Source organism: Pseudomonas sp. Pseusp49 (assembly GCF_059491875.1).
The window spans coordinates 6444275-6468221 of the sequence record NZ_CP168514.1; the positions used below are offsets into that span (position 1 = coordinate 6444275).

Here is a 23947-nt window from a genome sequence, read left to right on the forward strand (position 1 = left end):
AACCGGGATCAGTTGATCGGCATTACTTCCAGTTGAACTTGAGAAATTCGGTTGCCAGCGACTTGACGTAATGTTCGTCCTTTTTATTGGCATGACCGTCGTTATCAACGTCCGACGCCAATATCCACTCCAGGCTGCCGTTGTTATCGACGTCATAGGCTGTCGCCTTGTACGCGATCGACGCACCTACCGGACTTCCCGTGCCTTCGTGAAAATGCAGTCGTACAGCCTCGGGCGTTTCGTCAGTGGTAAAGTCCTCGGAGAAAATTTGCAGGTATCGGCGCGAACTGTCTGCCGGATTAAACCAATTCAGCTTCAAGTACATTTGGGCGAATCGGTTGAGCAACTGTTCATCGCGCACATTGGGCTTGCCGTCCCCATTGACGTCTTCGTTGCACATATGATCAATACGGCCGTCGCCATTCATATCGAATACCGAAGCCTGGAGCAGCACCTTGTCAGGCTTCGCTCCTGGCATGACCTCACAAAAATGAAAATGAACAGTGTCGGCAGATTCGTTCTGGCTTAGATCCTGGGCAATGATCTTTAAATAGCGCATTAGCATTCCTTGGCACATAAGTTGGCCTTGAACACTAGCGATGCGTTGCCGCCGGCTCTATAGCACCCGACGCCACAGTCTGTAGGCTTTTTCGCAAACTACCTTCAGCCTAAACAGTTCCAGCCGCAGGAATCGGGTCGCCGGTCAACAGTGACGCCGCCTTGCGCTTTAACAACTCAAGATCAATCACCGGCACATGCATTTCCTTGGCCTGTTCATCCCACTGGCGCATGCGCAAACTGACTTTGCACAACGGGTCCTGCTCGAAGGCATCGGCTTCGGCTTCGGTCATCACGCCACCCTGATATTCCAGAGTCCGGCGACTGGCTTCGCTCAGGCGTTCGTAGTACCCAGGTTCCCTGAGTGTCAGATAACGCTTGGCCTGAACGTGGTATTCGACCAGCCGCGCCATACGCTCGCTAAAGCCGGCGCGACGCAGGTAGTCGGCTCCCAGCCGTTCGTGGCTGACCACGCCGTAGCCGCCCATGTTCTCCGCACCCTCGGCGCAGATGTGCCCGATATCGTGGAAGAACGCCGCCAGCACGACTTCGTCGTCGAAGCCTTCGGCCATCGCACATTGGGCGGCCTGGGACATGTGCTCGATCTGCGACACCGGCTCGCCGATGTAATCGCTGTCGCCAAAGCGTTCGTAGAGGGCGAAGACCTTGGCGACGGTTTGTTCATGGCTGTGCATCAGAAGTCTCCCGATCAGTGAGATTTGTGGTCAATGGTAGACCGATTTCGCGAGCAAGCCTGCTCCCACATTGGAACGCATTTCCCTGTGGGAGCGGGCTTGCCCGCGAAGAGGCCCTTTCAGCCGATGAAGATCTTACTTGGCCGCCACTTTCTCGGACTTGCCGTCATAACGCTTGCGCCATTCGGTCAGGATCTCGTCGCGGTTCTTCGAGGCCCAGGCGAAGTCGTTCTTGATCAGGCGCTGTTCGTAGTCAGCTGGCAGTTCGGTCTGCGGCTTGGCGATGCCAGGCTGGGCGAGCACGGCGAAGTTTTCTTTGTACAACTCCATCGCCTCAGGGCTGGCGGAGAAGTCAGCCAGTTTCTTCGCGGCTTCTTCGTGGGCCGTGCCCTTGATCACGGCAGTCGCTTCGATTTCCCAGCCCAGGCCTTCCTTCGGCAGGATGATGTCCAGCGGTGCGCCCTGGCGTTTCAGTTGAACGGCCGGGTACTCGAAGGAAATACCGATCGGGAACTCACCCGCAGCCGCCAGTTTGCAAGGCTTGGAACCGGAGTGAACGTACTGGCCGATGTTCTGGTGCAGGCCGTCCATGTAGGCCCAGCCCTGCTTCTCGCCGAAGATTTGCAGCCAGGCGCTGACGTCGAGGAAGCCGGTGCCGGACGATGCCGGGTTCGGCATGACGATCTTGCCTTTGTACTCAGGCTTGGTCAGGTCCTGCCAGCTCACGGGTTTGCTCAGGCCCTGCTTTTCGGCTTCGACGGTGTTGAAGCAAATGGTCGCGGCCCAGACATCCATGCCGACCCAGGCTGGCGGGTTGGCGGCGTCACGGTAGTTAGCGCCGATCTTGCCCAGGTCCTTGGGTGCATAGCTTTGCAGCATGCCCTGCTGGTCGAGGATCGCCAGGCTGGAAGCCGCCAGGCCCCACACGGCGTCCGCCTGCGGACGTTCTTTTTCGGCCAGCAGTTTGGCGGTGATGATGCCGGTGGAATCACGTACCCATTTGATTTCGACGTCCGGGTTTGCCTTTTCGAAGGCTTCTTTATAGGTTTTCAGCTGTTCGGCTTCGAGGGCGGTGTACACCGTCAACTCGGTTTTCGCAGCGAAGGCGTTCAGGCTGAAAGCGGTGAGGACAGCGGCGGCCAGGGCCATAGGCTTGAACATGATCTTTTCCTGTATTTGAGTTGAGGGTGTGAATCAGTGACCGGGCGCGGTCTGCCGCCAGGCCTGGGAGCGGCGCAGCAATCCGCGCGAGGCCCAGGCCAGCAGCAGGGACACGCCCGCCGAGGTGAACAGAATCAGGGTCGACATCGCCGCCGCGCCGCCGACGTTGCCGGCGTCGTCCATGTTCAGCACCGCCACCGCCGCGAGGATGGTGTCGGGGCTGTAGAGGAAGATCGCCGCCGAGACGGTGGTCATGGCCGAGACGAACAGGTAGCGCACGATGTCCAGCAAAGCCGGCAGACAGATCGGCACGGTGACGCGCAAGTAGTGGCGGTACAGCGGCGCCTTGAGCGACAGCGCGGCGGCTTCGAACTCGGCATCGAGTTGACGCAATGCGGTGGTGGCGGTCATTTGCGCCGTGGTCAAATAGTGCGCAATGGTGCAGACGATCAGCAGGGTCATGGTCCCGTACAGCACATGCAGCGGGTTGCCGATGAGGTTGAAGAAGAAGACATAACCCAACCCCAACACCAGGCCCGGTACCGCCATCGGTACGAAACTGAGCATGCGCAAGGTCAGGTTCAGGCCGCGCTGCCCCCTGGTTTTTTCCATCAGGTAGGCGCCGGTGAAAATCAGCAGGCTGCCGATCAACGCCGTGCCCAAGGCCATCTTCAAGCTGTTGCCATAGGCCAGCCAGCCACCACCGGCGGTTTCATTGAACTGGTAGTGATTGAGCGACAGCGACAGGTTGTACGGCCAGAATTTCACCAGGGACGAGAACACCGCCATGCCGAACACCAGCAGCAACGCCGCGCTGATCAACAGGACGATGGCCAGGTAGCAAGCGTCGCGCAGCTTCGATGGCGCAGGCTTGAACACCTGGGCACGACCGCTCATGGAGTCGCCGTGACGGCGACGCAACCAGGCGTCGACGCCAAAGCTGAACAGCGCCGGCAGCAACAACACCATGCCGATCAGGGCACCGCGGCCGAATTGCTGTTGGCCGACCACAGCTTTATAGGCTTCCAGCGCCAGCACTTGATAGTCGCCGCCGACCACCACCGGAACCCCGAAATCAGTGATGGTCAGGGTGAACACCAGGCAGAACGCAGCGAAAACCGCCTGACGGGTCGCCGGCCAGGTGATGCTGCGGAACGCTTTCGCCGGACTGGCGCCCATGCTTGAAGCCGCATCGAACAATCGCGCATCTGCCAGGGACAAGGCCGACAGAAGAATCATCAAGGCGTGCGGGAAGGTGTAGATCACCTCACCCAGAACAATGCCCCAGAAGCCGTAGATGTTGTCCGAGAGCAGGCCACGCAGCATGCCCTGGTTGCCGAACAGGTAAACCAGCGCAATCCCGGGCAGCATCGACGGCGCCATCAATGGCAGCAGGGAAATGCCACGCCAGATGCCTTTACCCGCAATCAGGGTGCGTTGCAGCGCGTAGGCAAACAGGTAAGCCAGGGGTACGACAATCGCCGCGACGCTGAGGGAAACCTTCAGACTGTTGCCGAGCAACCAGTGGAAGTTCTCGCTGGTCACCAGTTCTTTCGCTGCAACCCAACCACCACCCTGCCCGGCTTCAGCGCTGAATCCACGCCAGAAGATCGCCAGCAACGGCATCAATACGGCAACGCCCAATAGCACCAGCAGAAGCACTTTGCCGCCGACCACGAACAGCCGGTCACCGATCTCGGCACGGGAAGTCTGCCGAACCTGCTTGTGTGGCAGCGGCAGCGCGATGTTCGCGCTCATCAGGCAAACACCTGCAGGCTGCGCGGCGGCAAGGCGACCATGATCTGCCGGGCGCCAAGGCGCGGCATGGCTTCCGGTGCCAGCTCCGCCAACAGCGCATGGCCCGGCAAATGATCGAGCTCGAAGCTCATGCGGCAGCGGTTGCCGAGGAAGGTGATCTCGCGAACCTTGGCCGGGAACAGGTTTTCCTCGTGCACCAGCGGATTGACGTTGATCGCTTCCGGACGGCAGAACAAACGGCCCGACGCGGTCTTGGCGCCGCCATCGGCCAGACGCATGCTCATCCCGCCGACCTGGGCGTGGCTATCGCTGCTGCGCTGGAACGGCAACCAGTTGCCCTGGCCGACGAACTCCGCCACGAACGGCGTGGCCGGGCGGTTATAGATTTCCTGGGGCGTGGCGTACTGCTCGACCTTGCCGTTGTTCATCACGGCGATACGGTCGGCCATCAGCATGGCCTCGTCCTGATTGTGGGTCACCATCAGGGTGGTGATGCCGAGGTTGCGTTGCAGCTGGCGCAGTTCGGTGCACAGATGCTCGCGCACCCGGGCATCGAGAGCCGACATCGGCTCGTCGAGCAGCAACAGCGAAGGTGCCGGGGCCAGAGCGCGAGCCAGTGCAACCCGCTGCTGCTGGCCACCGGACAACTGACCGGGATATTTTTTCTCGCTGCCGCTCAGGCCTACCAGTTCCAGCATCTGACCGACACGCTGGCGAATCGGGTCGCGACCATTGCCGGCGAGGCCGTAGGCAATGTTCGCTTCGACGGTGAGATTGGGGAACAACGCGTAGGACTGGAACAGAATGCCGTAGTCCCGCGCCTGGGGAGCCAGGTGGGAAACGTCGCGATCACCCAGGTACAACTCGCCGCTGTCCTGCTTTTCCAGGCCGGCGATGCAGCGCAGCAAGGTGGTCTTGCCACAGCCCGACGGCCCCAGCAGACACACCAGCTCACCGGCCGCCACGTCGAGTGAAACGTTATCCAGCGCGGTGAAAGCGCCGAAACGTTTCTGTACGCCGCGCACCTTCATCGGGGCGCCAGGGTTGGTCAGGGCAGTAGCGATCGAGTTGTTCATGGACGGACCTCATCTAGCAGATGAAGGCCATCCTAGGGTTGTAATGAGTCCGTCATGTGGCAGTAAGGCAAAAACTGCCGATAGTGGTATTCAAGGATTTTGGTTGGAATCAAAAGATCGCAGCCTTCGGCAGCTCCTACATGGGAACGTATTTTGTGTAGGAGCTGCCGAAGGCTGCGATCTCTTGATCTAGACCGGCGCCATTTCCTGTGCCAACCCGAGAAACGCCGCCGGCAACCGCGCGCCCTTGCGTTCCTTGAGGCAGTACAGGTATTCGGGAATCTGCGGCGCATTCTCGATGGTCAGCACCCGCAGTTGCGGGTCATGGGGTACTTCCTGGCGGGCGATGATGCTGATGCCGATGTTGCGCAGCACCGCCTCGCGGATCGATTCGCGGCTGCCGATTTCCAGCAGCGGCCCGAAACTCACTCCGGCGCTGGCCAGCAACTCTTCGGTCAAGCGTCGGGTGGTCGAGCCCGGTTCGCGCATCAGCAGGGTATGCCCGGCCAGGGCGCCAAGTGGTACGTGATCATGAACCGCCAGTGGATGATTGCGATGCACCGCCAGCACCAGCGGATCGCTACCGAGCACCCGGCGAATCAGCCGCGTGTCATCGAGCAACTGCGACGACGCCGCAACATCGACCCGGTACTCTTCCAGCGCTTCGAGCACTTGCTGGGAATTGCCGATTTCCACCGACACCTCCACCTGCGGCAAGCGTTCGCGAAAGGTTTTCACCAGGTCGAGGATGTAATACGGCGCCGTGGCGGCAATGCGCAATGTGCCCTGGACCTGGCCGCAGTTACGCAGGAAAAACTCGATGTCGGCTTCCTGCTGCATCAGCACCTTGACCATCGGCAGCAGCCGCGCGCCCTCCTCGCTGACGCTCAGACGCCGACCGCCACGGTAGAACAGCTCGACCGCATACTGACTCTCCAGGTTGCGGATCTGCGTCGTCACCGTCGGCTGGCTCAGGCCAAGCTTTTTGGCAGCCTGGGTAATGCTGCCCAGGCGGGCCACCATGTAAAACGCCTTCAGCTCGGCACTCAGCACAACCGTCCCTCATCCTTTATTTGCGCAGCAGGCGCAAACCGTTGAACACCACCAGCAAACTCACGCCCATGTCGGCGAACACTGCCATCCACATGGTAGCGACCCCGGCGAAGGTTACCCCAAGAAAGATCGCCTTGATGACCAACGCCAGGGCGATGTTCTGTTTGAGAATGCTCGACGTCTGCCGCGACAGGCGAATGAATGCCGGGATTTTGCGCAGATCATCGTCCATCAGGGCGACATCGGCGGTTTCTATCGCGGTATCGGTGCCTGCGGCGGCCATGGCGAAACCGATCTCGGAACGCGCCAGTGCAGGCGCGTCGTTGATGCCGTCGCCGACCATGCCGACCCGGTGCCCCTGGGCATAAAGGGCCTCGATAGACTGCAATTTGTCCCCCGGCAACAGGTCGCCCCTGGCTTCGTCGATGCCGACCTGCGCGGCAATGGCCTGCGCGGTGTGAACGTTGTCGCCGGTGAGCATCAGGGTTTTGATGCCCAGGTCATGCAGTTGCTCGATGGCTTCGCGACTGGACGCCTTTACCGTATCGGCGACAGCGAACAGTGCCAAAGGACCTGACGAATCAAGCAGCAGCACCACCGACTTGCCCTGCTTTTCCAGGGCAAACAGTTTCTCTTCCAGTGCTGGCGAACACAGCCCCAGGTCCTCCACCAGACGATGGTTGCCCAAGTGGTAGAGCTGGCCGTTGATCTCGCCGCGCACACCGCGCCCGCCCAGGGCTTCGAAGTTATCCACAATCAGCGTCGTGCTTTGGTTATCCACAGCCGCTTTGGCGATGGCCAGGGAAACCGGGTGATCCGAGCGCCCGGCCAGCGCGGCGGCAATGGCTGGCGCCGATGCATCGGCGGTCGGGTCCAGCGACAGGTAATCGGTCTGCACCGGCTTGCCGTGGGTGATGGTGCCGGTCTTGTCCAGGGCCAGGTAGTCGAGCTTGTAACCGCCCTCCAGATAGACGCCGCCCTTGACCAGGATCCCTTTGCGCGCCGCCGCCGCGAGGCCGCTGACGATGGTCACCGGCGTGGAAATCACCAGCGCGCACGGGCACGCCACCACCAGCAGCACCAGCGCCCGGTAAATCCAGTCGAACCACAACGCGCCCATGAACAGCGGTGGGATGACCGCCACGGCCAGCGCAAGGACAAATACTGCCGGGGTGTAGATTTTCGAAAACTGATCGACGAATCGCTGGGTCGGCGCTCGCGCGCCCTGGGCCTGTTCAACGGCGTGGATGATGCGTGCCAGGGTCGAATTATCCGCGGCGGCAGTGACCGCGTACTCAAGGGAACCGGCCTGATTGATGGTGCCGGCGAACACTTTGTCGCCGACGGTTTTCTCTACCGGCAGGCTTTCCCCGGTAATGGGCGCCTGATCGATGGTCGAACGCCCGGACAGCACTTCGCCGTCCAGACCAATGCGTTCGCCGGGACGCACACGCACCCGAGCGCCGATTTCGATGATTTTGACATCCTGCTCGACCCAACTGCCGTCGGCCTGCAACACCGTCGCCTGCTCCGGCGCCATCTGCATCAGCCCACCGATGGCATTGCGCGCACGATCCAGAGAGCGAGCCTCGATCAGCTCGGCCACGGTGAACAGGAACATCACCATCGCCGCTTCCGGCCATTGACCGATCAGGACGGCGCCGGTGACGGCAATGCTCATCAGTGCGTTGATGTTCAGATTGAGGTTCTTGAGCGCGATCCAGCCCTTTTTATAGGTGCCGAGACCGCCGCTGAGGATGGACACCAGCGCAATGACCGCGACCACCCAATCAGGCGCGGTCGCGGTGAAGTGGATGACTTCCGCCAGCAATGCGCCCACACCGGACAACGCCAACGGCCACCAGTGCTTCCTGTCGGGTTTTGCTGCCGGTGTTTCAGTCCCCCCCTGCTCCAGCGGTTCGGCGTGCATGCCCAGGGACTTGATCGCCTCGATGATTGGCTCGGTGCCTGGCAAATCGTGGGTCACGCCGAGCACCCGGTTGATCAGATTGAACTCCAGCTGCTGCACGCCTGTCAGCTTGCTTAGCTTGTTCTGGATCAGCGTCTGCTCGGTCGGGCAGTCCATCGCCTCGATGCGAAAGCTGCTCAGACGGGCACCCGCCGTCGGCGATTCGCTCAGCGTGACCCGCGCAGGCGCTGCCGTTCTTGATGAACAGCAAGTGTCGCCGTGACCGCCATGGTCATGCTTGGGCAAGGGCCGGAGCTTAACGCCGATTTCATGTTCGGCCGCAGGTTTGTGGGTATGCTGAGAATCGCTCATTGGTTGCGTCCATAAGAGTGCCTGTTGCCCAGTAAAGACCCTGTAGCCACTACAGGGTCAAGCACCCATTTTGGAGTTTTGGAGATTGTCGTCATGAAGATTGGAGAATTGGCGAAACTCACGGACTGCGCCGTAGAGACGATCCGTTACTACGAGCGCGAGAACCTTCTGCCGGAACCGGCCCGCAGTGACGGCAACTATCGCGTCTACACCCAGGCCCACGCCGAGCGCCTGACCTTCATCCGCAACTGTCGCACCCTCGACATGACCCTCGAGGAAATCCGCAGCCTGCTGGCATTTCGCGACAGTCCACAGGACCAGTGCGAAAGCGTCAATGCACTGATCGACGAACACATCCACCACGTCAAATCGCGGATCGACGGCCTGCTGGCCTTGCAGGCACAACTGCTCGACCTGCGCCAACGCTGCGGCGAGGGGCCGGGTATCGATCAATGCGGGATTTTGCAGCAGTTGGAAGTGAGCGGCGGGGTTGTGGCGACAGAGGCTGAACATTCCCATGTCGGCCGTAGCCACGGCCACTAACACGATCCCCTGTAGGAGCTGCCGCAGGCTGCGATCTTTTGATCTTGATTGTAAAAGATCAAAAGATCGCAGCCTGCGGCAGCTCCTACAGGGGGATGCGTAAGCGTTAGACCGCCATCGGTGCGGTCATTGGCGCGTGGTGCTCGTAGCCTTCCAGCGAGAAGTCGCCCGGCTCGACCAGTTCCAGCCATTCCGGCTGATACACACCCGTCTTGGCAAACTCCGGCACACGGTCGGAAATCACCAGTTTCGGCATCGGGAACGGCTCGCGCTTGAGCTGCTCGTTGAGCATGTCCAGGTGGTTCTCGTAGACGTGCGCATCACCGATGAAATAGGTGAACCAGCGTGGCGTATAGCCGGTCAGGCGACCGATCAGGCTCAGCAGCGCGGCGCCTTCGGTGAGGTTGAACGGCGTGCCCAGGCCCAGGTCGTTGGAGCGGATGTAGAGGGTCAAGGAGATCTCTTTGGTCTCGACATTCGGATGGAACTGGTACAGCAGGTGGCACGGCGGCAAGGCCATTTCATCAAGCTGGGCGCAGTTCCAGCCGTGGAACAGGATGCGACGGCTGCCCGGGTCCTTGATGATGGTGTCGACGCACTGGCGCACCTGGTCGATGGCCTTGTACAGCACCACATAGGCCTGCCCGTCTTCCTCGCCTTCGGCAATCTGGCGGTAGCCTTGCTTCAGGGTCTGCTCGATGGCGGCCGGGTTGCTGAGCGGAATCTGCTTGTACGCCGGCCATTTGCGCCATTGCACGCCGTAGATTTCGCCAAGGTCGTCTTCGCCCTGGCGGAACGGGTTGGCCAGCCACTGGGCGTTTTCGTTGGCGTTCTGGTCCCAGACCTTGCAGCCCAGGGCACGGAATTCGGCAGCGTTGTTCACGCCACGCAGGAATCCGCACATTTCGCCGATGGCCGATTTGAAGGCCATCTTGCGCGTGGTGATCGCCGGGAAACCTTCCTGCAGGTCATAACGCAGCATCGCACCGGGAAAGCTGATGGTGTTCACGCCGGTACGGTTGGCCTGCTTGGTGCCGTTCTTGATGACGTGGGCGACCAGTTCGAGATATTGCTTCATGAGTTACCTGTGTCCTTGAACCCGCAGCCTTCGCTGCGGGGTTCGAATTTTATACGGCTGCCGCTGGCGTTGCCGGGGCGCGGTGATACGCCAGCCAGATCAGCACCAGACCGCCGACGATCATCGGCAGGCACAGCACCTGGCCCATGGTCAGCCAGTTCCAGGCCAGATAGCCCAGCTGCGCGTCCGGTACGCGGACGAATTCGACGATGAAACGGAAGATGCCATAGAACAGCGCGAACATCCCCGATACCGCCATGGTCGGCCGCGGCTTGCGCGAGAACAGCCAGAGGATCAGGAACAGCGCCACACCTTCGAGGGCGAACTGGTACAGCTGCGAGGGGTGACGCGGCAACTGCGCCGGGTCGCTGAACGGCGGGAAGATCATCGCCCACGGCACGTCGGTCGGCTTGCCCCACAGCTCGGCATTGATGAAGTTGCCGATACGCCCGGCCCCCAGGCCAATCGGCACCATCGGCGCAACGAAATCCATCAGTTGGAAGAACGACTTGTTGTTCTTCTTACCGAACCACAACGCCGCCAGCATCACGCCGATGAAACCGCCGTGAAACGACATGCCGCCCTTCCACACTTCGAAAATCAGCGTCGGGTTGGCGAGATAGGCGCTCAGGTCGTAGAACAGCACATAACCCAGGCGTCCGCCGACGATCACCCCCATCGACATCCAGAACACCATGTCGGAGAGCTTCTCCTTGGTCCAGGTCGGGTCGAAGCGGTTCAACCGGCGGGAGGCCAGCAGCCAGGCGCCGCCGATGCCGATCAGGTACATCAGGCCGTACCAGTGGATTTTCAGCGGACCGATGGCCAGGGCCACCGGGTCGATCTGCGGGTAAGGCAGCATTGCGACTCCTCGTTAGAGTTCAAATCTTAAAAATTCCCGGGCGACGCTGCCACCTCAGGATTAAGCCAGGATTGCGCTGTGCGTCAGAGCAGATGCTTCAGACTAGAAAGTTCAGGCCGACGCAGAACAGCAAAGCGGCAAACAGCCTTTTCAGCAACTTCGGCGACAACCTGTGGGCCAGTCGCGCGCCCAAACGGGCGAACACCATGCTGGTCAGGGCAATGCCCAGCAGCGCAGGCAAATAAACAAAACCGAGACTATGGGCCGGAAGCAACGGATCGTGCCAGCCCAGAATCATGAAACTTAATGCACTGGCCAGGGCAATCGGCAGACCGCAGGCCGATGAAGTGGCCACGGCTTGCTGCATCGGTACGCTGCGCCAGGTCAGGAATGGCACGGTCAACGAACCGCCGCCAATGCCGAAAATCGCCGAGGCCCAGCCAATTACGCTGCCGGCCACGGTCAGACCGAGTTTGCCCGGCACGGTTCGGCTGGCCTTGGGCTTGACGTCCAGTGCCAGTTGAGCGGCGATCACCAGGGCGAATACACCAATGAGTTTCTGCAGGTTGGGGCCGGAAATCGCTTCCGCCGTCAAGGCGCCGAACCCGGCACCGATCAGAATGCCGACGGTCATCCACATGAAGATCGGCCAACGCACGGCGCCACGGCGGTGATGTTCGCGTACCGCGTTGACCGAGGTAAAGATGATCGTCGCCAGGGACGTCCCCACCGCCAGGTGCGTGAGGATCGACGGATCGAACCCTTGGGCCTTGAAGCTGAACACCAGCACCGGGACGATGATGATCCCGCCACCCACGCCAAACAGCCCGGCAAGCACACCTGCACAGGCGCCGAGCGCCAGATAGAGCAGAAATTCCATGGTTGTCCCGCCCGCATCCCCAAAACCGGAGCGGCATGGTAACGGATGCATGGCCTCAAGCTCCACTGTGCAAGGCGATGGATCGATGAGCGATGTCTGCGTAGAGTGGGCAAAAAACACACAAGGACAGCCTTATGTGCCTGATTGTTTTTGCCTGGCGACCGGGCCATGCCCAGCCGCTGGTCGTGGCGGCCAATCGCGATGAATTCTACGCCCGCCCTAGCCTCCCTCTGGCGCCATGGCCCGAAGCGCCGCACGTGCACGCGGGGCGTGACCTCGAGGCCGGCGGCACCTGGCTCGGTGTCGGTGCCAACGGACGTTTTGCGGCGCTGACCAACATCCGCGACCCCCACCGACCGCCAGGGCGCAAGTCTCGTGGGGAGCTGGTCGCGCGCTTTCTCACCGGGGAGCTGACAATTGACGACTATTTAGCCGACGTTGTCGACCGTTCGCTGGAGTATGGTGGCTTTAACCTGCTGGTCGGCAATCCCCATGAGCTCTGGCACTTCAATCAACGGGAGTCGGAAGCCGTCATGCTGGCCCCAGGGGTCTACGGGTTATCCAATGCCGGGCTGGATACGCCCTGGCCAAAGCTGCTCAAGGCCAGGGCGGCGTTGAGCGAGGTGCTGGATGACCCGCAGCCTCAGGCACTGCTGGCGTTATTGAGCGATGCGCAGACCGCGCCGTTTGCCGAGTTGCCGGATACCGGCGTGGGGCTGGCGACCGAGACGTTGCTGTCGAGTGTGTTCATTGCCAGCCAGAGTTATGGGACGCGGGCGAGCACGGCGTTGGTTGTGCAGGCGGATGGCACGCGGCATATCGTCGAACGCAGTTTCGGGCCGTATGGCGGGCATCTTGGGGAAGTGGAGATCAAAATCTGAAAGATCGCAGCCTTCGGCAGCTCCTACAGGGTTTGATGCACACTGTAGGAGCTGCCGCAGGCTGCGATCTTTTCAGAGCGGCGCCTTGATCGCCGCCGGATTGATCATCCGCGCCAACCCGAGATTCTTCAGCGCCAGTTGCAGCGAGCTGTGGATAACCTGCGGGTTGTCGATGGTCATCAGCTCGGCCAGCAATTCCCTGGCCTTGCTCAGGTTGATCTGGCGCAGCATCCACTTCACCTTCGGCAAGTTGGTGGCGTTCATCGACAGGCTGTCGAAACCCATCGCCATCAACAGCACCGCCGCCGCCGGGTCACCGGCCATTTCACCGCAGATGCTCACCGGCTTGCCTTCGGCATGGGCGTCACGCACGACGTTCTGCAAGGCCTGAAGCACCGCCGGGTGCAGGTAGTCGTAAAGATCGGCGACCCGCGGGTTGTTGCGGTCCACGGCCAACAGGTATTGGGTCAGGTCGTTGGAACCGACCGACAGGAAGTCCACCTGCCGCGCCAGTTCCTTGGTCTGGTACACCGCCGCGGGGATCTCGATCATCACGCCAATCGGCGGCATCGGCACGTCACTGCCTTCGTCGCGCACTTCGCCCCAGGCGCGGTGGATCAGGTGCAGCGCTTCTTCCAATTCATGAATACCGGAGATCATCGGCAGCAGAATGCGCAGGTTGTTCAAGCCTTCGCTGGCCTTGAGCATGGCACGGGTCTGCACCAGGAAGATTTCCGGGTGGTCGAGGGTGACGCGAATGCCGCGCCAGCCGAGGAACGGGTTGTCTTCCTTGATCGGGAAGTACGACAGTGACTTGTCGCCACCGATGTCCAGGGTGCGCATGGTCACCGGTTGCGGGTGGAACGCGGCCAGTTGTTCGCGGTAGATCGCCAGTTGTTCCTTTTCGCTCGGGAAACGCTGGTTGATCATGAACGGTACTTCGGTGCGGTACAGGCCCACGCCTTCGGCACCGCGCTTCTGCGCCCGCGCCACGTCCGCCAGCAGGCCGGTGTTGACCCACAGCGGCATGCGGTGGCCGTCGACCGTGATGCACGGCAGATCGCGCAGCGCATCCAGCCCGAGGGCCAGTTGCTTCTCTTCCTCGACCACTTCGGCGAACTGCTTGCGCAGCACGTCACTCGGGTTGGTGTAGACCTCGCCGTGGTAGCCGTCGACGATCATCTGGATGCCGTCGACCTTGGAGTACGGCAGGTCGACCAGGCCCATCACGGTCGGGATGCCCATGGCGCGGGCGAGGATGGCGACGTGGGAGTTACCGGAACCGAGCACCGACACCAGGCCGGCCAGCTTGCCTTCCGGCACCTCGCCGAGCATCGCCGGCGTCAGTTCTTCGCTGACCAGGATGGTGTTGTCGGGGTAGACCAGGGTTTGCTGGCGCTCTTCCTGCAAATAGGCCAGCAAGCGCCGGCCGAGGTCCTTGACGTCCGAGGCGCGCTCACGCAGGTAGGCGTCGTCCATCAATTCGAAACGGTTGACGTGATCGGTGACCACCTGGCGCAACGCGCCCTGGGCCCACTGACCGGTCTTGATCACCGTGGTGACTTCGCTGCCCAGCGCGGCATCGTCGAGCATCATCAAATAGACGTCGAACAAGGCGCGCTCTTCCGGGCGCAACTGCGTGGCAAGCTTGGCCGACAACGCGCGCATGTCGGCGCGCACACCTTCGATGGCGGTCTTGAACAGCCCGAGTTCGGCGTCGATGTCGGTGATGGTCTTGTCCGGCACCACGTCCAGGTCGGCCGGCGGCAGCATGACCACCGCCGTGCCCACTGCCGCACCCGGCGAACCCGGCACGCCGACGAACTTGGCTTCCTGGATGCCTTTGCCCTGACGACCGAGGCCACGGATCGAGCCGGTGGCTTCAGCGTGGGCGATAACGCCGGCGAGTTGCGCGCTCATGGTCACGAGGAAGGCTTCCTCACCTTCATCGAACTGGCGCCGTTCTTTTTGCTGAATGACCAACACGCCGACAACGCGGCGGTGGTGAATGATCGGCGCCCCGAGGAATGAGGCGAAGCGCTCTTCACCGGTCTCAGCGAAGTAGCGGTAGCGCGGGTGGTCCGCAGCGTTTTCGAGGTTCAGGGGTTCTTCGCGCGTACCGACCAGGCCAACCAGACCTTCGTTGGGTGCCATGCTGACTTTGCCGATCGAGCGCTTGTTCAAGCCCTCGGTGGCCATCAGCACGAAGCGGTTGGTCTCGGGGTCAAGCAGGTAGACCGAGCAGACCTGGCTGCCCATGGCCTCTTTGACGCGCAACACAATAATCCCCAACGCCGCCTTGAGATCCTTGGCGGAGTTAACTTCCTGGACGATCTTGCGCAGCGTATTGAGCATGGCTCGGGGTCGAACTCCGTCGTCAGTCGCGCGCTAAAAGGCGCGGGGCAAGCTCTTTGAGAGCGCGTCGATACACCTCGCGCTTGAATGTCACCACCTGGCCCAACGGATACCAATAGCTGACCCAGCGCCAGCCATCGAACTCCGGTTTACCGGTCAAATCCATCCGCACCCGCTGCTCGTTGGAGATCAGGCGCAGGAGAAACCATTTCTGTTTCTGGCCGATGCACAGCGGTTGGCTGTGGGTACGTACCAGACGTTGCGGCAAACGATAGCGCAACCAGCCCCGGGTGCAGGCGAGAATTTCAACATCTTCGCGCTCCAGGCCTACTTCTTCGTTCAGCTCGCGGTACAAGGCGTCTTCCGGCGTCTCTTCGGGGTTGATTCCTCCCTGTGGAAACTGCCAGGCATCTTGATTGATTCGGCGAGCCCATAGCACCTGGCCGGCGTCATTCGTCAGAATGATCCCGACATTGGGGCGAAAACCATCGGGGTCGATCACGGCAACAACCTCGCAAACGCATGTCGCCGCATTGTTCCACAAAGGTTGTTAAGGCGGCAACGAAGGTTCCTACCTTATGTGCACTCTTGTGAAAAGACCGTATTCTTGTCGCCTTTTTACTGACTTTTCAGCGGGTAACTGCAATGCGCCTGGCTTTATTCGATTTGGACAACACCCTTCTGGGCGGTGACAGCGATCACGCCTGGGGCGATTACCTGTGCGAGCGCGGCTTTCTCGACGCCGTCGCCTACAAGGCACGCAACGATGAGTTCTACCAGGATTACCTGGCCGGCAAACTGGATAACGCTGCTTACCTGAACTTCTGCCTGGAAGTCCTCGGGCGCACCGAAATGGCTACGCTGGATCAGTGGCACAGCGACTACATGCGCGACTGCATTGAACCGATCGTGCTGCCCAAGGCCATTGAACTGCTGGCCAAGCACCGCGACGCCGGCGACAAACTGGTGATCATTACCGCCACCAACCGCTTCGTCACCGGGCCGATTGCCGAGCGCCTGGGCGTCGAAACCCTGATCGCCACCGAATGCGAAATGCTCGAAGGCCGCTACACCGGACGCAGCACCGACGTGCCGTGCTTCCGCGAAGGCAAGGTGACGCGGTTGAATCGCTGGCTGGAAGAAACCGGGTTTACACTGGAAGACAGCTACTTCTATAGCGACTCGATGAATGATTTGCCGCTGCTGGAGCAGGTGACGAATCCGGTGGCGGTTGATCCCGACCCGAATCTGCGGGCCGAGGCTGAGAAGCGTGGCTGGCCGGTAATTTCGTTGCGCGACTGAAGATCAGAAGATCGCAGCCTTCGGCGGCTCCTACAGGTTTCCCCTGTAGGAGCTGCCGAAGGCTGCGATCTTTTCGGGCTAAACCGGCTTCGCTCCCATCAACCCCGCAATGGCAACAAAACAGACAAAACTGAACAACGCCAGGGCAAAGGTGAACTTCCCCACGCCACCCGGCGCTTTACGCAGCTTGTTCAGCCGCACCAGCAGCCAGAACCACGCCAGTGCCGCCACGGTGTAGAGCACACTGGAGGCCAGCAACCAGGTCTGACCCAGCGGCCAGCCCACCAGGTGCACCATCCACCAGCCGGTAAACGGCATGCTCAGCAGCGCCAGCCCCATCAACAGCCAGACAAATACACGCGGCCGTTGCAGGGTGCGGCTTCCCGCCGTCGCATCACCCTTGCGCCGCGCCAGCAAAACCCAGACGCCCAGACCCAGCGCACACGCCAGCAGTACAACGGTTGCCACCATGTGCGCCGCTTTCAGGGCAGTTAACGTTTCCATTGTTCGATTTCCTTATGACCTGCCCAACAGCGTAGCCCCTCAGCCAAGAAACAGCTGATAGGCCGGGTTGTCGCTTTCGTCCCAGTACGGGTAACCGATTTCTTCCAGTGCCGCCGGCACCAGGTGGCGCTCGTCGTGGGGCACTTGCAGGCCCGCGACGACACGGCCATCCGCCGCGCCATGGTTGCGGTAATGGAACATCGAGATGTTCCAGCGCCCGCCGAGCTTGTTGAGGAAGTTGAACAACGCCCCCGGACGCTCCGGGAATTCGAAACGCAGGATCACTTCGTCGACCACATGCGCCGCACGCCCGCCGACCATGTGGCGGATGTGCAACTTGGCCAGTTCATTGTCGGTCAGGTCCAGTACCGGGAAACCCTGCTCGCTCAGACTGGCGATCAGGGCGCTGCGCGGGTCGTTTTCCGGGTGGGTCTGCACGCCGACAAAGATGTGCGCTTCGCTGCCGGTGTTGTAGCGGTAGTTGAATTCGGTGATCTGGCGCTTGCCGATGGCTTCGCAGAACGCCTTGAAGCTGCCCGGCTTCTCGGGAATGGTTACGGCGATGATCGCTTCACGGCCCTCGCCCAGCTCCGCACGCTCGGCGACATGGCGCAGGCGGTCGAAGTTGACGTTGGCCCCGGAGTCGATGGCCACGAAGGTCTGACCGCTGACGCCACGCTGCTCGACATATTTCTTGATCCCGGCCACGCCCAAGGCGCCGGCAGGTTCGGTGATCGAGCGGGTATCGTCGTAGATATCCTTGATGGCAGCACAGATTTCATCGGTGCTGACGGTGATCACTTCATCGACATGATCCTTGCAGATGTCAAAGGTGTGCTGACCGATCTGAGCCACCGCAACACCGTCGGCGAAGATGCCCACGGTCGGCAACACCACACGCTCGCCCGCCGCCATGGCGGCTTGCAGGCAATTGGAGTCATCCGGCTCGACGCCGATGATCTTGATGTCCGGGCGCAGGTATTTCACGTACGCCGCAATGCCGGCAATCAGGCCGCCACCGCCCACCGGGACGAAAATCGCATCCAGTGGCTGCGGGTGCTGGCGCAGAATCTCCATCGCCACGGTGCCCTGCCCGGCAATGGTGTGAGGATCGTCGTACGGGTGAATGTAGACGTAGCCTTTTTCATCGACCAGTTTCAGCGAGTAGGCCAGGGCTTCCGGGAACGAATCGCCGTGCAGCACCACTTTACCGCCGCGCGAGCGCACGCCTTCGACCTTGATCTCCGGGGTGGTCTTGGGCATGACGATGGTCGCCTTCACACCCAGCACCTTCGCCGCCAGGGCCAGGCCTTGCGCATGGTTGCCCGCCGAAGCCGTCACTACGCCGCGGGCGCGCTCTTCGTCGCTCAACTGGGTCAACTTGTTGTAGGCGCCGCGAATCTTGAAGGAGAACACCGGCTGCAAGTCTTCGCGCTTGAGCCAAATGCTGTTGCCCAGCCGCTCGGAAAGCTGGCGGGCAGACTGCAGCGGGGTTTCTACGGCAACGTCATAAACGCGCGAGGTGAGGATCTTTTTGACGTACTGTTCAAGCATCGGAAAGCATCACTGAGCGGGTTGGGCGGGACCAAGGAGTCTAACCCGCATTTTGGGCGGGCGACCACACTAAACAGGTGGTTTTAAGCCAGTGAAAAGATCGCAGCCTTCGGCAGCTCCTACAGGTTCAGTGTTTTGACCTGCCAATCGGGCAATGACCTTCCCTGCCCCGAAGCCTATAATGCCGGCCTTTCGTTCCCTCCTCGGCACTCCGGAGCCCGCATGAACCAGGATCAACTCAAACAGGCAGTGGCCCAGGCCGCCGTCGACTTCATCCTTCCGAAACTCGACGACAAGAGCATCGTCGGGGTCGGCACCGGCTCCACCGCCAACTGCTTCATCGATGCCCTGGCCCAGCACAAGGGCGCATTCGATGGCGCCGTCGCCAGTTCCGAAGCCACTGCCGCGCGCCTCAAGGGCCACGGGATTCCGGTTTACGAACTGAACACCGTCAGCGACCTGGAGTTCTATGTCGACGGCGCCGATGAAAGCGACGAGCACCTGAACCTGATCAAGGGTGGCGGCGCCGCCCTGACCCGCGAGAAGATCGTCGCAGCCGTGGCCAAGACCTTCATCTGCATCGCCGATGCCAGCAAACTGGTGCCGGTCCTCGGTACTTTCCCGCTGCCGGTGGAAGTCATCCCGATGGCCCGCAGCCATGTGGCCCGCGAACTGGTGAAGCTCGGTGGCGACCCGGTCTACCGCGAAGGCGTGCTGACCGACAACGGCAACATCATCCTCGATGTGTTCAACATGCAGATCACCAACCCGGTGGAGCTGGAGACACAGATCAACGCGATCGTCGGCGTGGTCACCAATGGTTTGTTCGCGGCGCGTCCGGCGGATCTGTTGCTGCTGGGTACCAGCGAAGGTGTGAAGACCCTGCGCGCCGAGTGAGTCAGGCCTTCCACATATTTGTGGACAGATGAAATACCTGTGGGAGCGGGCTTGCTCGCGAAGGGGCCGTGTCAGTCGATTGAGATGTCAACTGACACGGCCCCTTCGCGAGCAAGCCCGCTCCCACATTTGTTTTGTGGTGTCGGTTAGAGTTGCGTGGGTTTCTTGAAGACGTAGAACAGGTTCGGCTCGCTGACAAGGTACAGCGTACCGTCGTCGTCCACGGCGATCCCCTCCGCTTGCGGCACGGTGTTTTGCAGGCCCTGACGCCCCTTGCCCAACGACATTGTGCTCAGCGGACGCCCGCTCACATCCAGCTCCAGGATCAACCGCGACTCATCCGACAGCGCCAGCAAATGCCCGCTGCGCTCGTCGTATTGCAGGCTCGAAAGATCCCGCACAAACATCCCGGCATCACGCTTGGGGTCGTTGATCACATGTATCGAGTAGGATTCTTCAGGATTGAAGCGCGGGAAACCGTGCACCTCGTAGATCAGCATCGGGTTGCGCTCCTTGGCGACGAACAGGCGCTTGCCCACAGAATCGTAAGCCAGGCCCTCGAAACCCTTGTTGCCGCCCATGTGGACGCCAATGGTCATCTGCTCGGCGTCTGCCGCATCGACGAAAGTGGTGTCCTGCTCCAGACGAATCTTGATCAGCCGCTGCTGGCTTTCATCAGTGACCACATAGACATCCTCACTGATGAACTCCACCGCCTCCGGATCGCCGAAACCGACCAGCGCCACACGGCGCAAAATCCTGCCATCGAGGGACAACTCGATCAGCTCGCTGTGCTTGTTGGTGACGGTGAACAGGCTTTTGCGCACCGGATCGTAGGTCAACGCTGAAACATTGTCCGCCAGGCCATCGATCACCTGCGCCTCGGTCACGACCCGGTATTGATCAAGGCCCATGCCCTGGGAACTCACCGGCTGCCACAGCGTATGCAGATTGAACCAGGCACGCTCGAACAGACGCAGGTATTGGCCGAGCGCAACCAGGGCGATCAGCGAGATCACCGACAGGATCAGAATCAGGGATTTGGGGCGGGCAAATCGACGCATTCGGCTGGGCTCAGGGTCAAAACAGGCGGATGAAATATCACGCCCGTCTGAACTGAAGCTTAATGGCCGCGGGCCTTTTACGCATACGCAATCAACGTAGGAGCTGCCGCAGGCTGCGATCTTTTGACTTTGGCGTCCACCAGATCGCTAAAGATCAAAAGATCGCAGCCTGCGGCAGCTCCTACAGAGGCATTACCTCTGTTTTTCGAAGCGATAAAACAGGTTCGGCTCACTCACCATGTACAGCGTACCCGCTTCATCCATGGTCACGCCTTCGGCGCGCGGAATGGTGTTTTTCAGGCCGTTGAAGCCGCCCAACAGGGTGATGAAACTGACCTGCTCGCCATTCTTGTCCAGCTCCAGCAACAGGTGCGAGTCGGCGGACAGCGCCAGCATGTGGCCGGTCCGCGGGTCGATGGCCAGCGCCGACAGGTTGCGCATGTCCAGCGCATGACTGGCCAGTTTCAGCTTGTCGCCGGTCAGGACCTTGCCGTCACCCTTCCAGGCAAACAATGCCGGCGGACGCTCTTCACCCAACACCAGTTGCTGATTGCCCGGATCCCAGGTGACAGCCTCAAAGGCTTTGTTCTGATCTTTGGAAGGGCCGAGGTCGTATTTCGGGAAGTCGGAGATGTTCAGTTCGCGGGTGTCGGCATCGACCTTGACGATAGCGATCAGATGCTCGCGCTCATCGACAATGGCCAGTCGGCCGTCGCCCAGCACGGTGACGCCCTCAGGGTTGCTCCAGCCGACCAATGGCATTTTGCGCAGCACATCACCCTGCAGGTTCAACTCGACCAGGAAGGGGTTCTTGCCCATGACCGAAAACAGGGTCTTGGTCTGAGGGTCATAGGCCACGTCCGATGCTTCGTCCTTCTCCATGCCCGGCAACGGCTTGGCATCGATCACCGCCCGATAGTCCGGCAGCCAGACACTGGCCTGACGCTCGGCCGGGCTTTTGAATTGCTCTTTCACCCAGAGCACGCCCCGCGCATCCCAGTGCATGGCAAATGCAACGCCGTAGGCGACAACGGCCACCAGTAGCAGCCAGGTGTGCCAACGCAGGCTGAAGCGAGAGCGACGTGCAGGTTTAAGCGTGGATAGCGGAGGAGTGGCCATTGGGGAATGCGTTCCAGAAATTCAGGCTAGGGGTAATAGCTGTAGGAGCTGGCTTGCCAGCGAAAGCGGTGTAACAGTCAACATGGATGCTGAATGTCCAGGCCTCTTCGCTGGCAAGCCAGCTCCCACAGGAGCAGGGGTAGATCAGCGAACGCTGCTGGTGAAGCGGCTGGCGCCCGGGAGTTCCAGGACGATCTCGTCACCGACATTCAGCGGACCGACGCCCACTGGCGTGCCGGTGAGGATCACATCCCCGGCCTGCAACGAGAAGCAACCGGCCATGTGCTGGATCATCGGCACGATCGGGTTGAGCATTGCGCTGCTGTTGCCGTCCTGGCGCACTTCGCCGTTGATGGTCAGGCGGATGCCGATGTCGGTCAGGTCGGCAAAGGTGCTGCCTGACACGAACGGAGCAATCACCGCCGCACCGTCGAATGACTTGGCGATTTCCCACGGCAGACCCTTGGACTTCAGCTCGGCCTGCTTGTCGCGCAGGGTCAAGTCCAGGGCCGGGGCGAAACCGGAGATGGCGTCGAGCACTTCTTCACGGCTCGGCCTGGTCGACAACGGCTTGCCGATCAACACCGCGATCTCCGCTTCGTAGTGCACCGAGCCGCGCTCGGTGGGAATGCTGAAACCACCTTCCAGCGGCACAACGCAACTGCCCGGTTTGATGAACAGCAGCGGCTCGGTCGGCACCGGGTTATCCAGTTCCTTGGCGTGTTCGGCGTAGTTGCGGCCGATGCACACCACTTTCCCCAACGGGAAATGAATACGCGTACCGTCGACATACTGGTGCTGATAGCTCATTTACCGTCTCCTGCCTTCAAGGGTGCGTAAGGTTTGCAGCTCAAACCGCGAAGATCTTGCCTGGGTTCATGATGCCGTTCGGGTCGAACACTGCCTTGACCGCTTTCATGTACTCGATCTCGACCGGCGAACGGCTGTAGGTCAGGTAATCCCGCTTGGTCATGCCCACGCCGTGCTCGGCGGAAATCGAACCGTTGTACTTCTCGACGGTTTCGAACACCCACTTGTTGACGGTGGCGCACTTGGCGAAGAACTCGTCCTTGCTCAGGTTATCCGGCTTGAGGATGTTCAAGTGCAGGTTGCCGTCGCCGATGTGGCCAAACCAGACGATTTCGAAATCCGGGTAGTGTTCGCCGACGATCGCGTCGATTTCCTTCAGGAACGCCGGGACTTTCGATACGGTGACCGAAATGTCGTTCTTGTACGGCGTCCAGTGGGAGATGGTTTCGGAGATGTATTCGCGCAGCTTCCACAGGTTTTGCAACTGGGTTTCGCTCTGGCTCATCACGCCGTCCAGCACCCAGCCCTGCTCGACGCAGTGCTCGAAGGTTTCCAGGGCGTGGTTAGCCACTTCTTCGGTGGTCGCTTCGAATTCCAGCAGCGCGTAGAACGGGCAGTCGGACTCGAACGGCGCCGGCACGTCACCACGGGCCATGACCTTGGCCAGGGCCTTGTCGGAGAAGAATTCGAAGGCGGTCAGGTCGAGTTTGCTCTGGAAGGCGTGCAGCACCGGCATGATCGAGTCGAAATCGGCGGTGCCGAGGACCATCGCCGTCAGGTTTTTCGGCGCGCGATCGAGGCGCATGGTCGCTTCGACCACGAACCCGAGTGTGCCTTCAGCCCCGATGAACAGCTGGCGCATGTCGTAGCCGGTGGCGTTCTTGATCAGGTCGCGGTTCAGCTCCAGCACGTCGCCCTTGCCGGTGACGACTTTCATGCCGGCGACCCAGTTACGGGTCATGCCGTAGCGAATCACCTTGATCCCGCCGGCATTGGTGCCGATATTGCCGCCAATCTGGCTCGATCCTGCCGAAGCGAAGTCCACCGGGTAGTACAGGCCGTTTTCTTCGGCCACGTTCTGCAGGTGCTCGGTGACCACACCCGGCTGACAAACGGCGGTGCGGTCAGTGAGGTTCACGTCGAGGATCTGGTTCATGTAGTCGAACGACACGACTACTTCGCCATTGGCCGCCACGGCAGCAGCGGACAGCCCCGTACGGCCGCCGGACGGCACCAGCGCCACTTTGTGCTTGTTGGCCCACAGGACAATGGCCTGGACCTGTTCGGTGGTCTTGGGGAACACGATGGCGGTCGGGGCCGGAGCGAAATGCTTGGTCCAATCCTTACCGTAAGCATTCAGGGAGTCGGCATCGGTCAGCATCTTGCCAGGCTCAACCAGGGTCTTCAGCTCTTCAATCAAGGCAGGATTGGTCATCGACAGAACTCTCGAACAATTCATGGTCATCCTGAGAACGCTTCACGTCGCAGGAATGAGTGTTTAGCGGGGCGCATATGC

The 23947-nt window shown here is 60.9% G+C and carries 22 protein-coding genes; 4 read left to right on the forward strand and 18 right to left on the reverse strand.

Going from position 1 to position 23947, the window contains the following annotated elements; all coding sequences use genetic code 11:
- Positions 1 to 22: 22 nt before the first annotated feature.
- The 7 genes from ACEN83_RS28835 to ACEN83_RS28865 all read right to left on the reverse strand — a co-directional run bounded on the left by ACEN83_RS28835 (position 23) and on the right by ACEN83_RS28865 (position 8582).
- Positions 23 to 559 carry a hypothetical protein gene (locus ACEN83_RS28835; protein ID WP_495579011.1) on the reverse strand — a complete coding sequence of 179 codons (537 nt, stop codon included), beginning with the start codon at positions 557 to 559 and terminating at the stop codon, positions 23 to 25.
- A 109-nt stretch (positions 560 to 668) separates the two neighbouring features.
- The gene (locus ACEN83_RS28840; protein ID WP_495579012.1) at positions 669 to 1253 is read right to left on the reverse strand and encodes a phosphonate degradation HD-domain oxygenase; all 585 of its coding nucleotides are present in this window, start codon (positions 1251 to 1253) and stop codon (positions 669 to 671) included.
- 135 nt (positions 1254 to 1388) lie between these two features.
- Positions 1389 to 2414: a putative 2-aminoethylphosphonate ABC transporter substrate-binding protein gene (locus tag ACEN83_RS28845; protein WP_495579013.1), complete on the reverse strand. Its 1026-nt coding sequence runs from the start codon at positions 2412 to 2414 to the stop codon at positions 1389 to 1391.
- A 33-nt stretch (positions 2415 to 2447) separates the two neighbouring features.
- A complete protein-coding gene (locus tag ACEN83_RS28850; RefSeq protein ID WP_495579014.1) occupies positions 2448 to 4172 on the reverse strand; it encodes a putative 2-aminoethylphosphonate ABC transporter permease subunit in 1725 nt (574 codons plus the stop codon).
- Complete coding sequence (locus ACEN83_RS28855) at positions 4172 to 5248, reverse strand: putative 2-aminoethylphosphonate ABC transporter ATP-binding protein (RefSeq protein WP_218481139.1); 1077 nt, start codon at positions 5246 to 5248, stop codon at positions 4172 to 4174. Before ACEN83_RS28855 ends, ACEN83_RS28850 begins: the two co-directional genes overlap by 1 nt.
- Positions 5249 to 5437: 189 nt before the next feature.
- Positions 5438 to 6301: a LysR family transcriptional regulator gene (locus ACEN83_RS28860; RefSeq protein WP_495579015.1), complete on the reverse strand. Its 864-nt coding sequence runs from the start codon at positions 6299 to 6301 to the stop codon at positions 5438 to 5440.
- Between the two features lie 16 nt (positions 6302 to 6317).
- The gene (locus ACEN83_RS28865) at positions 6318 to 8582 is read right to left on the reverse strand and encodes a heavy metal translocating P-type ATPase (protein ID WP_495579016.1); all 2265 of its coding nucleotides are present in this window, start codon (positions 8580 to 8582) and stop codon (positions 6318 to 6320) included.
- Between the two features lie 93 nt (positions 8583 to 8675).
- On the opposite strand from ACEN83_RS28865, the gene cadR reads away from it, so the two are divergent.
- Complete coding sequence (gene cadR / locus ACEN83_RS28870; protein ID WP_495579017.1) at positions 8676 to 9125, forward strand: Cd(II)/Pb(II)-responsive transcriptional regulator; 450 nt, start codon at positions 8676 to 8678, stop codon at positions 9123 to 9125.
- A gap of 106 nt (positions 9126 to 9231) precedes the next feature.
- Here the strand turns inward: cadR and ACEN83_RS28875 are convergent, their stop codons facing one another.
- The 3 genes from ACEN83_RS28875 to ACEN83_RS28885 form a co-directional block, all read right to left on the reverse strand.
- Positions 9232 to 10203, reverse strand: coding sequence for a thymidylate synthase (locus ACEN83_RS28875; protein ID WP_154909952.1), 972 nt, complete (start codon positions 10201 to 10203; stop codon positions 9232 to 9234).
- A 49-nt stretch (positions 10204 to 10252) separates the two neighbouring features.
- Positions 10253 to 11065, reverse strand: a complete 813-nt coding sequence (gene lgt, locus ACEN83_RS28880) for a prolipoprotein diacylglyceryl transferase (protein ID WP_007976415.1) — start codon at positions 11063 to 11065, stop codon at positions 10253 to 10255.
- Between the two features lie 97 nt (positions 11066 to 11162).
- Positions 11163 to 11945: a sulfite exporter TauE/SafE family protein gene (locus tag ACEN83_RS28885; protein ID WP_104450179.1), complete on the reverse strand. Its 783-nt coding sequence runs from the start codon at positions 11943 to 11945 to the stop codon at positions 11163 to 11165.
- Between the two features lie 134 nt (positions 11946 to 12079).
- Here ACEN83_RS28885 and ACEN83_RS28890 point away from each other — a divergent pair, with 134 nt between their 5' ends.
- Positions 12080 to 12826: an NRDE family protein gene (locus ACEN83_RS28890; protein WP_495579018.1), complete on the forward strand. Its 747-nt coding sequence runs from the start codon at positions 12080 to 12082 to the stop codon at positions 12824 to 12826.
- Positions 12827 to 12898: 72 nt separating this feature from the next.
- Here ACEN83_RS28890 and ptsP read toward each other — a convergent pair whose 3' ends face one another.
- Both ptsP and ACEN83_RS28900 read right to left on the reverse strand, forming a co-directional pair.
- The gene (gene ptsP / locus ACEN83_RS28895) at positions 12899 to 15181 is read right to left on the reverse strand and encodes a phosphoenolpyruvate--protein phosphotransferase (RefSeq protein WP_495579019.1); all 2283 of its coding nucleotides are present in this window, start codon (positions 15179 to 15181) and stop codon (positions 12899 to 12901) included.
- Positions 15182 to 15203: 22 nt separating this feature from the next.
- The gene (locus ACEN83_RS28900) at positions 15204 to 15683 is read right to left on the reverse strand and encodes an RNA pyrophosphohydrolase (RefSeq protein ID WP_003229203.1); all 480 of its coding nucleotides are present in this window, start codon (positions 15681 to 15683) and stop codon (positions 15204 to 15206) included.
- Between the two features lie 143 nt (positions 15684 to 15826).
- On the opposite strand from ACEN83_RS28900, the gene ACEN83_RS28905 reads away from it, so the two are divergent.
- Positions 15827 to 16483 (forward strand): histidinol-phosphatase, encoded by a 657-nt coding sequence (locus tag ACEN83_RS28905; protein ID WP_495579020.1) that lies wholly within the window; start codon positions 15827 to 15829, stop codon positions 16481 to 16483.
- 78 nt (positions 16484 to 16561) lie between these two features.
- On the opposite strand, the gene ACEN83_RS28910 is transcribed toward ACEN83_RS28905, so the two are convergent.
- Together ACEN83_RS28910 and ilvA are read right to left on the reverse strand one after the other, a co-directional pair.
- A complete protein-coding gene (locus ACEN83_RS28910) occupies positions 16562 to 16987 on the reverse strand; it encodes a DUF2269 domain-containing protein (RefSeq protein ID WP_104450181.1) in 426 nt (141 codons plus the stop codon).
- Positions 16988 to 17026: 39 nt separating this feature from the next.
- A complete protein-coding gene (gene ilvA / locus ACEN83_RS28915; protein WP_007976404.1) occupies positions 17027 to 18541 on the reverse strand; it encodes a threonine ammonia-lyase, biosynthetic in 1515 nt (504 codons plus the stop codon).
- Between the two features lie 222 nt (positions 18542 to 18763).
- Between ilvA and rpiA the strand changes: the two genes are divergently transcribed.
- Positions 18764 to 19438, forward strand: a complete 675-nt coding sequence (gene rpiA / locus ACEN83_RS28920; RefSeq protein ID WP_015097253.1) for a ribose-5-phosphate isomerase RpiA — start codon at positions 18764 to 18766, stop codon at positions 19436 to 19438.
- 146 nt (positions 19439 to 19584) lie between these two features.
- On the opposite strand, the gene ACEN83_RS28925 is transcribed toward rpiA, so the two are convergent.
- From ACEN83_RS28925 to ACEN83_RS28940, 4 genes are all read right to left on the reverse strand, one after another.
- The gene (locus ACEN83_RS28925) at positions 19585 to 20502 is read right to left on the reverse strand and encodes an SdiA-regulated domain-containing protein (protein ID WP_495579021.1); all 918 of its coding nucleotides are present in this window, start codon (positions 20500 to 20502) and stop codon (positions 19585 to 19587) included.
- A 192-nt stretch (positions 20503 to 20694) separates the two neighbouring features.
- Entirely contained in the window at positions 20695 to 21621 is a 927-nt protein-coding gene (locus ACEN83_RS28930; protein ID WP_495579022.1) for an SdiA-regulated domain-containing protein, read from the reverse strand.
- 144 nt (positions 21622 to 21765) lie between these two features.
- Complete coding sequence (locus tag ACEN83_RS28935; RefSeq protein WP_015097256.1) at positions 21766 to 22431, reverse strand: fumarylacetoacetate hydrolase family protein; 666 nt, start codon at positions 22429 to 22431, stop codon at positions 21766 to 21768.
- Positions 22432 to 22471: 40 nt separating this feature from the next.
- Complete coding sequence (locus ACEN83_RS28940) at positions 22472 to 23866, reverse strand: FAD-binding oxidoreductase (protein ID WP_495579023.1); 1395 nt, start codon at positions 23864 to 23866, stop codon at positions 22472 to 22474.
- Positions 23867 to 23947 lie beyond the last annotated feature (81 nt).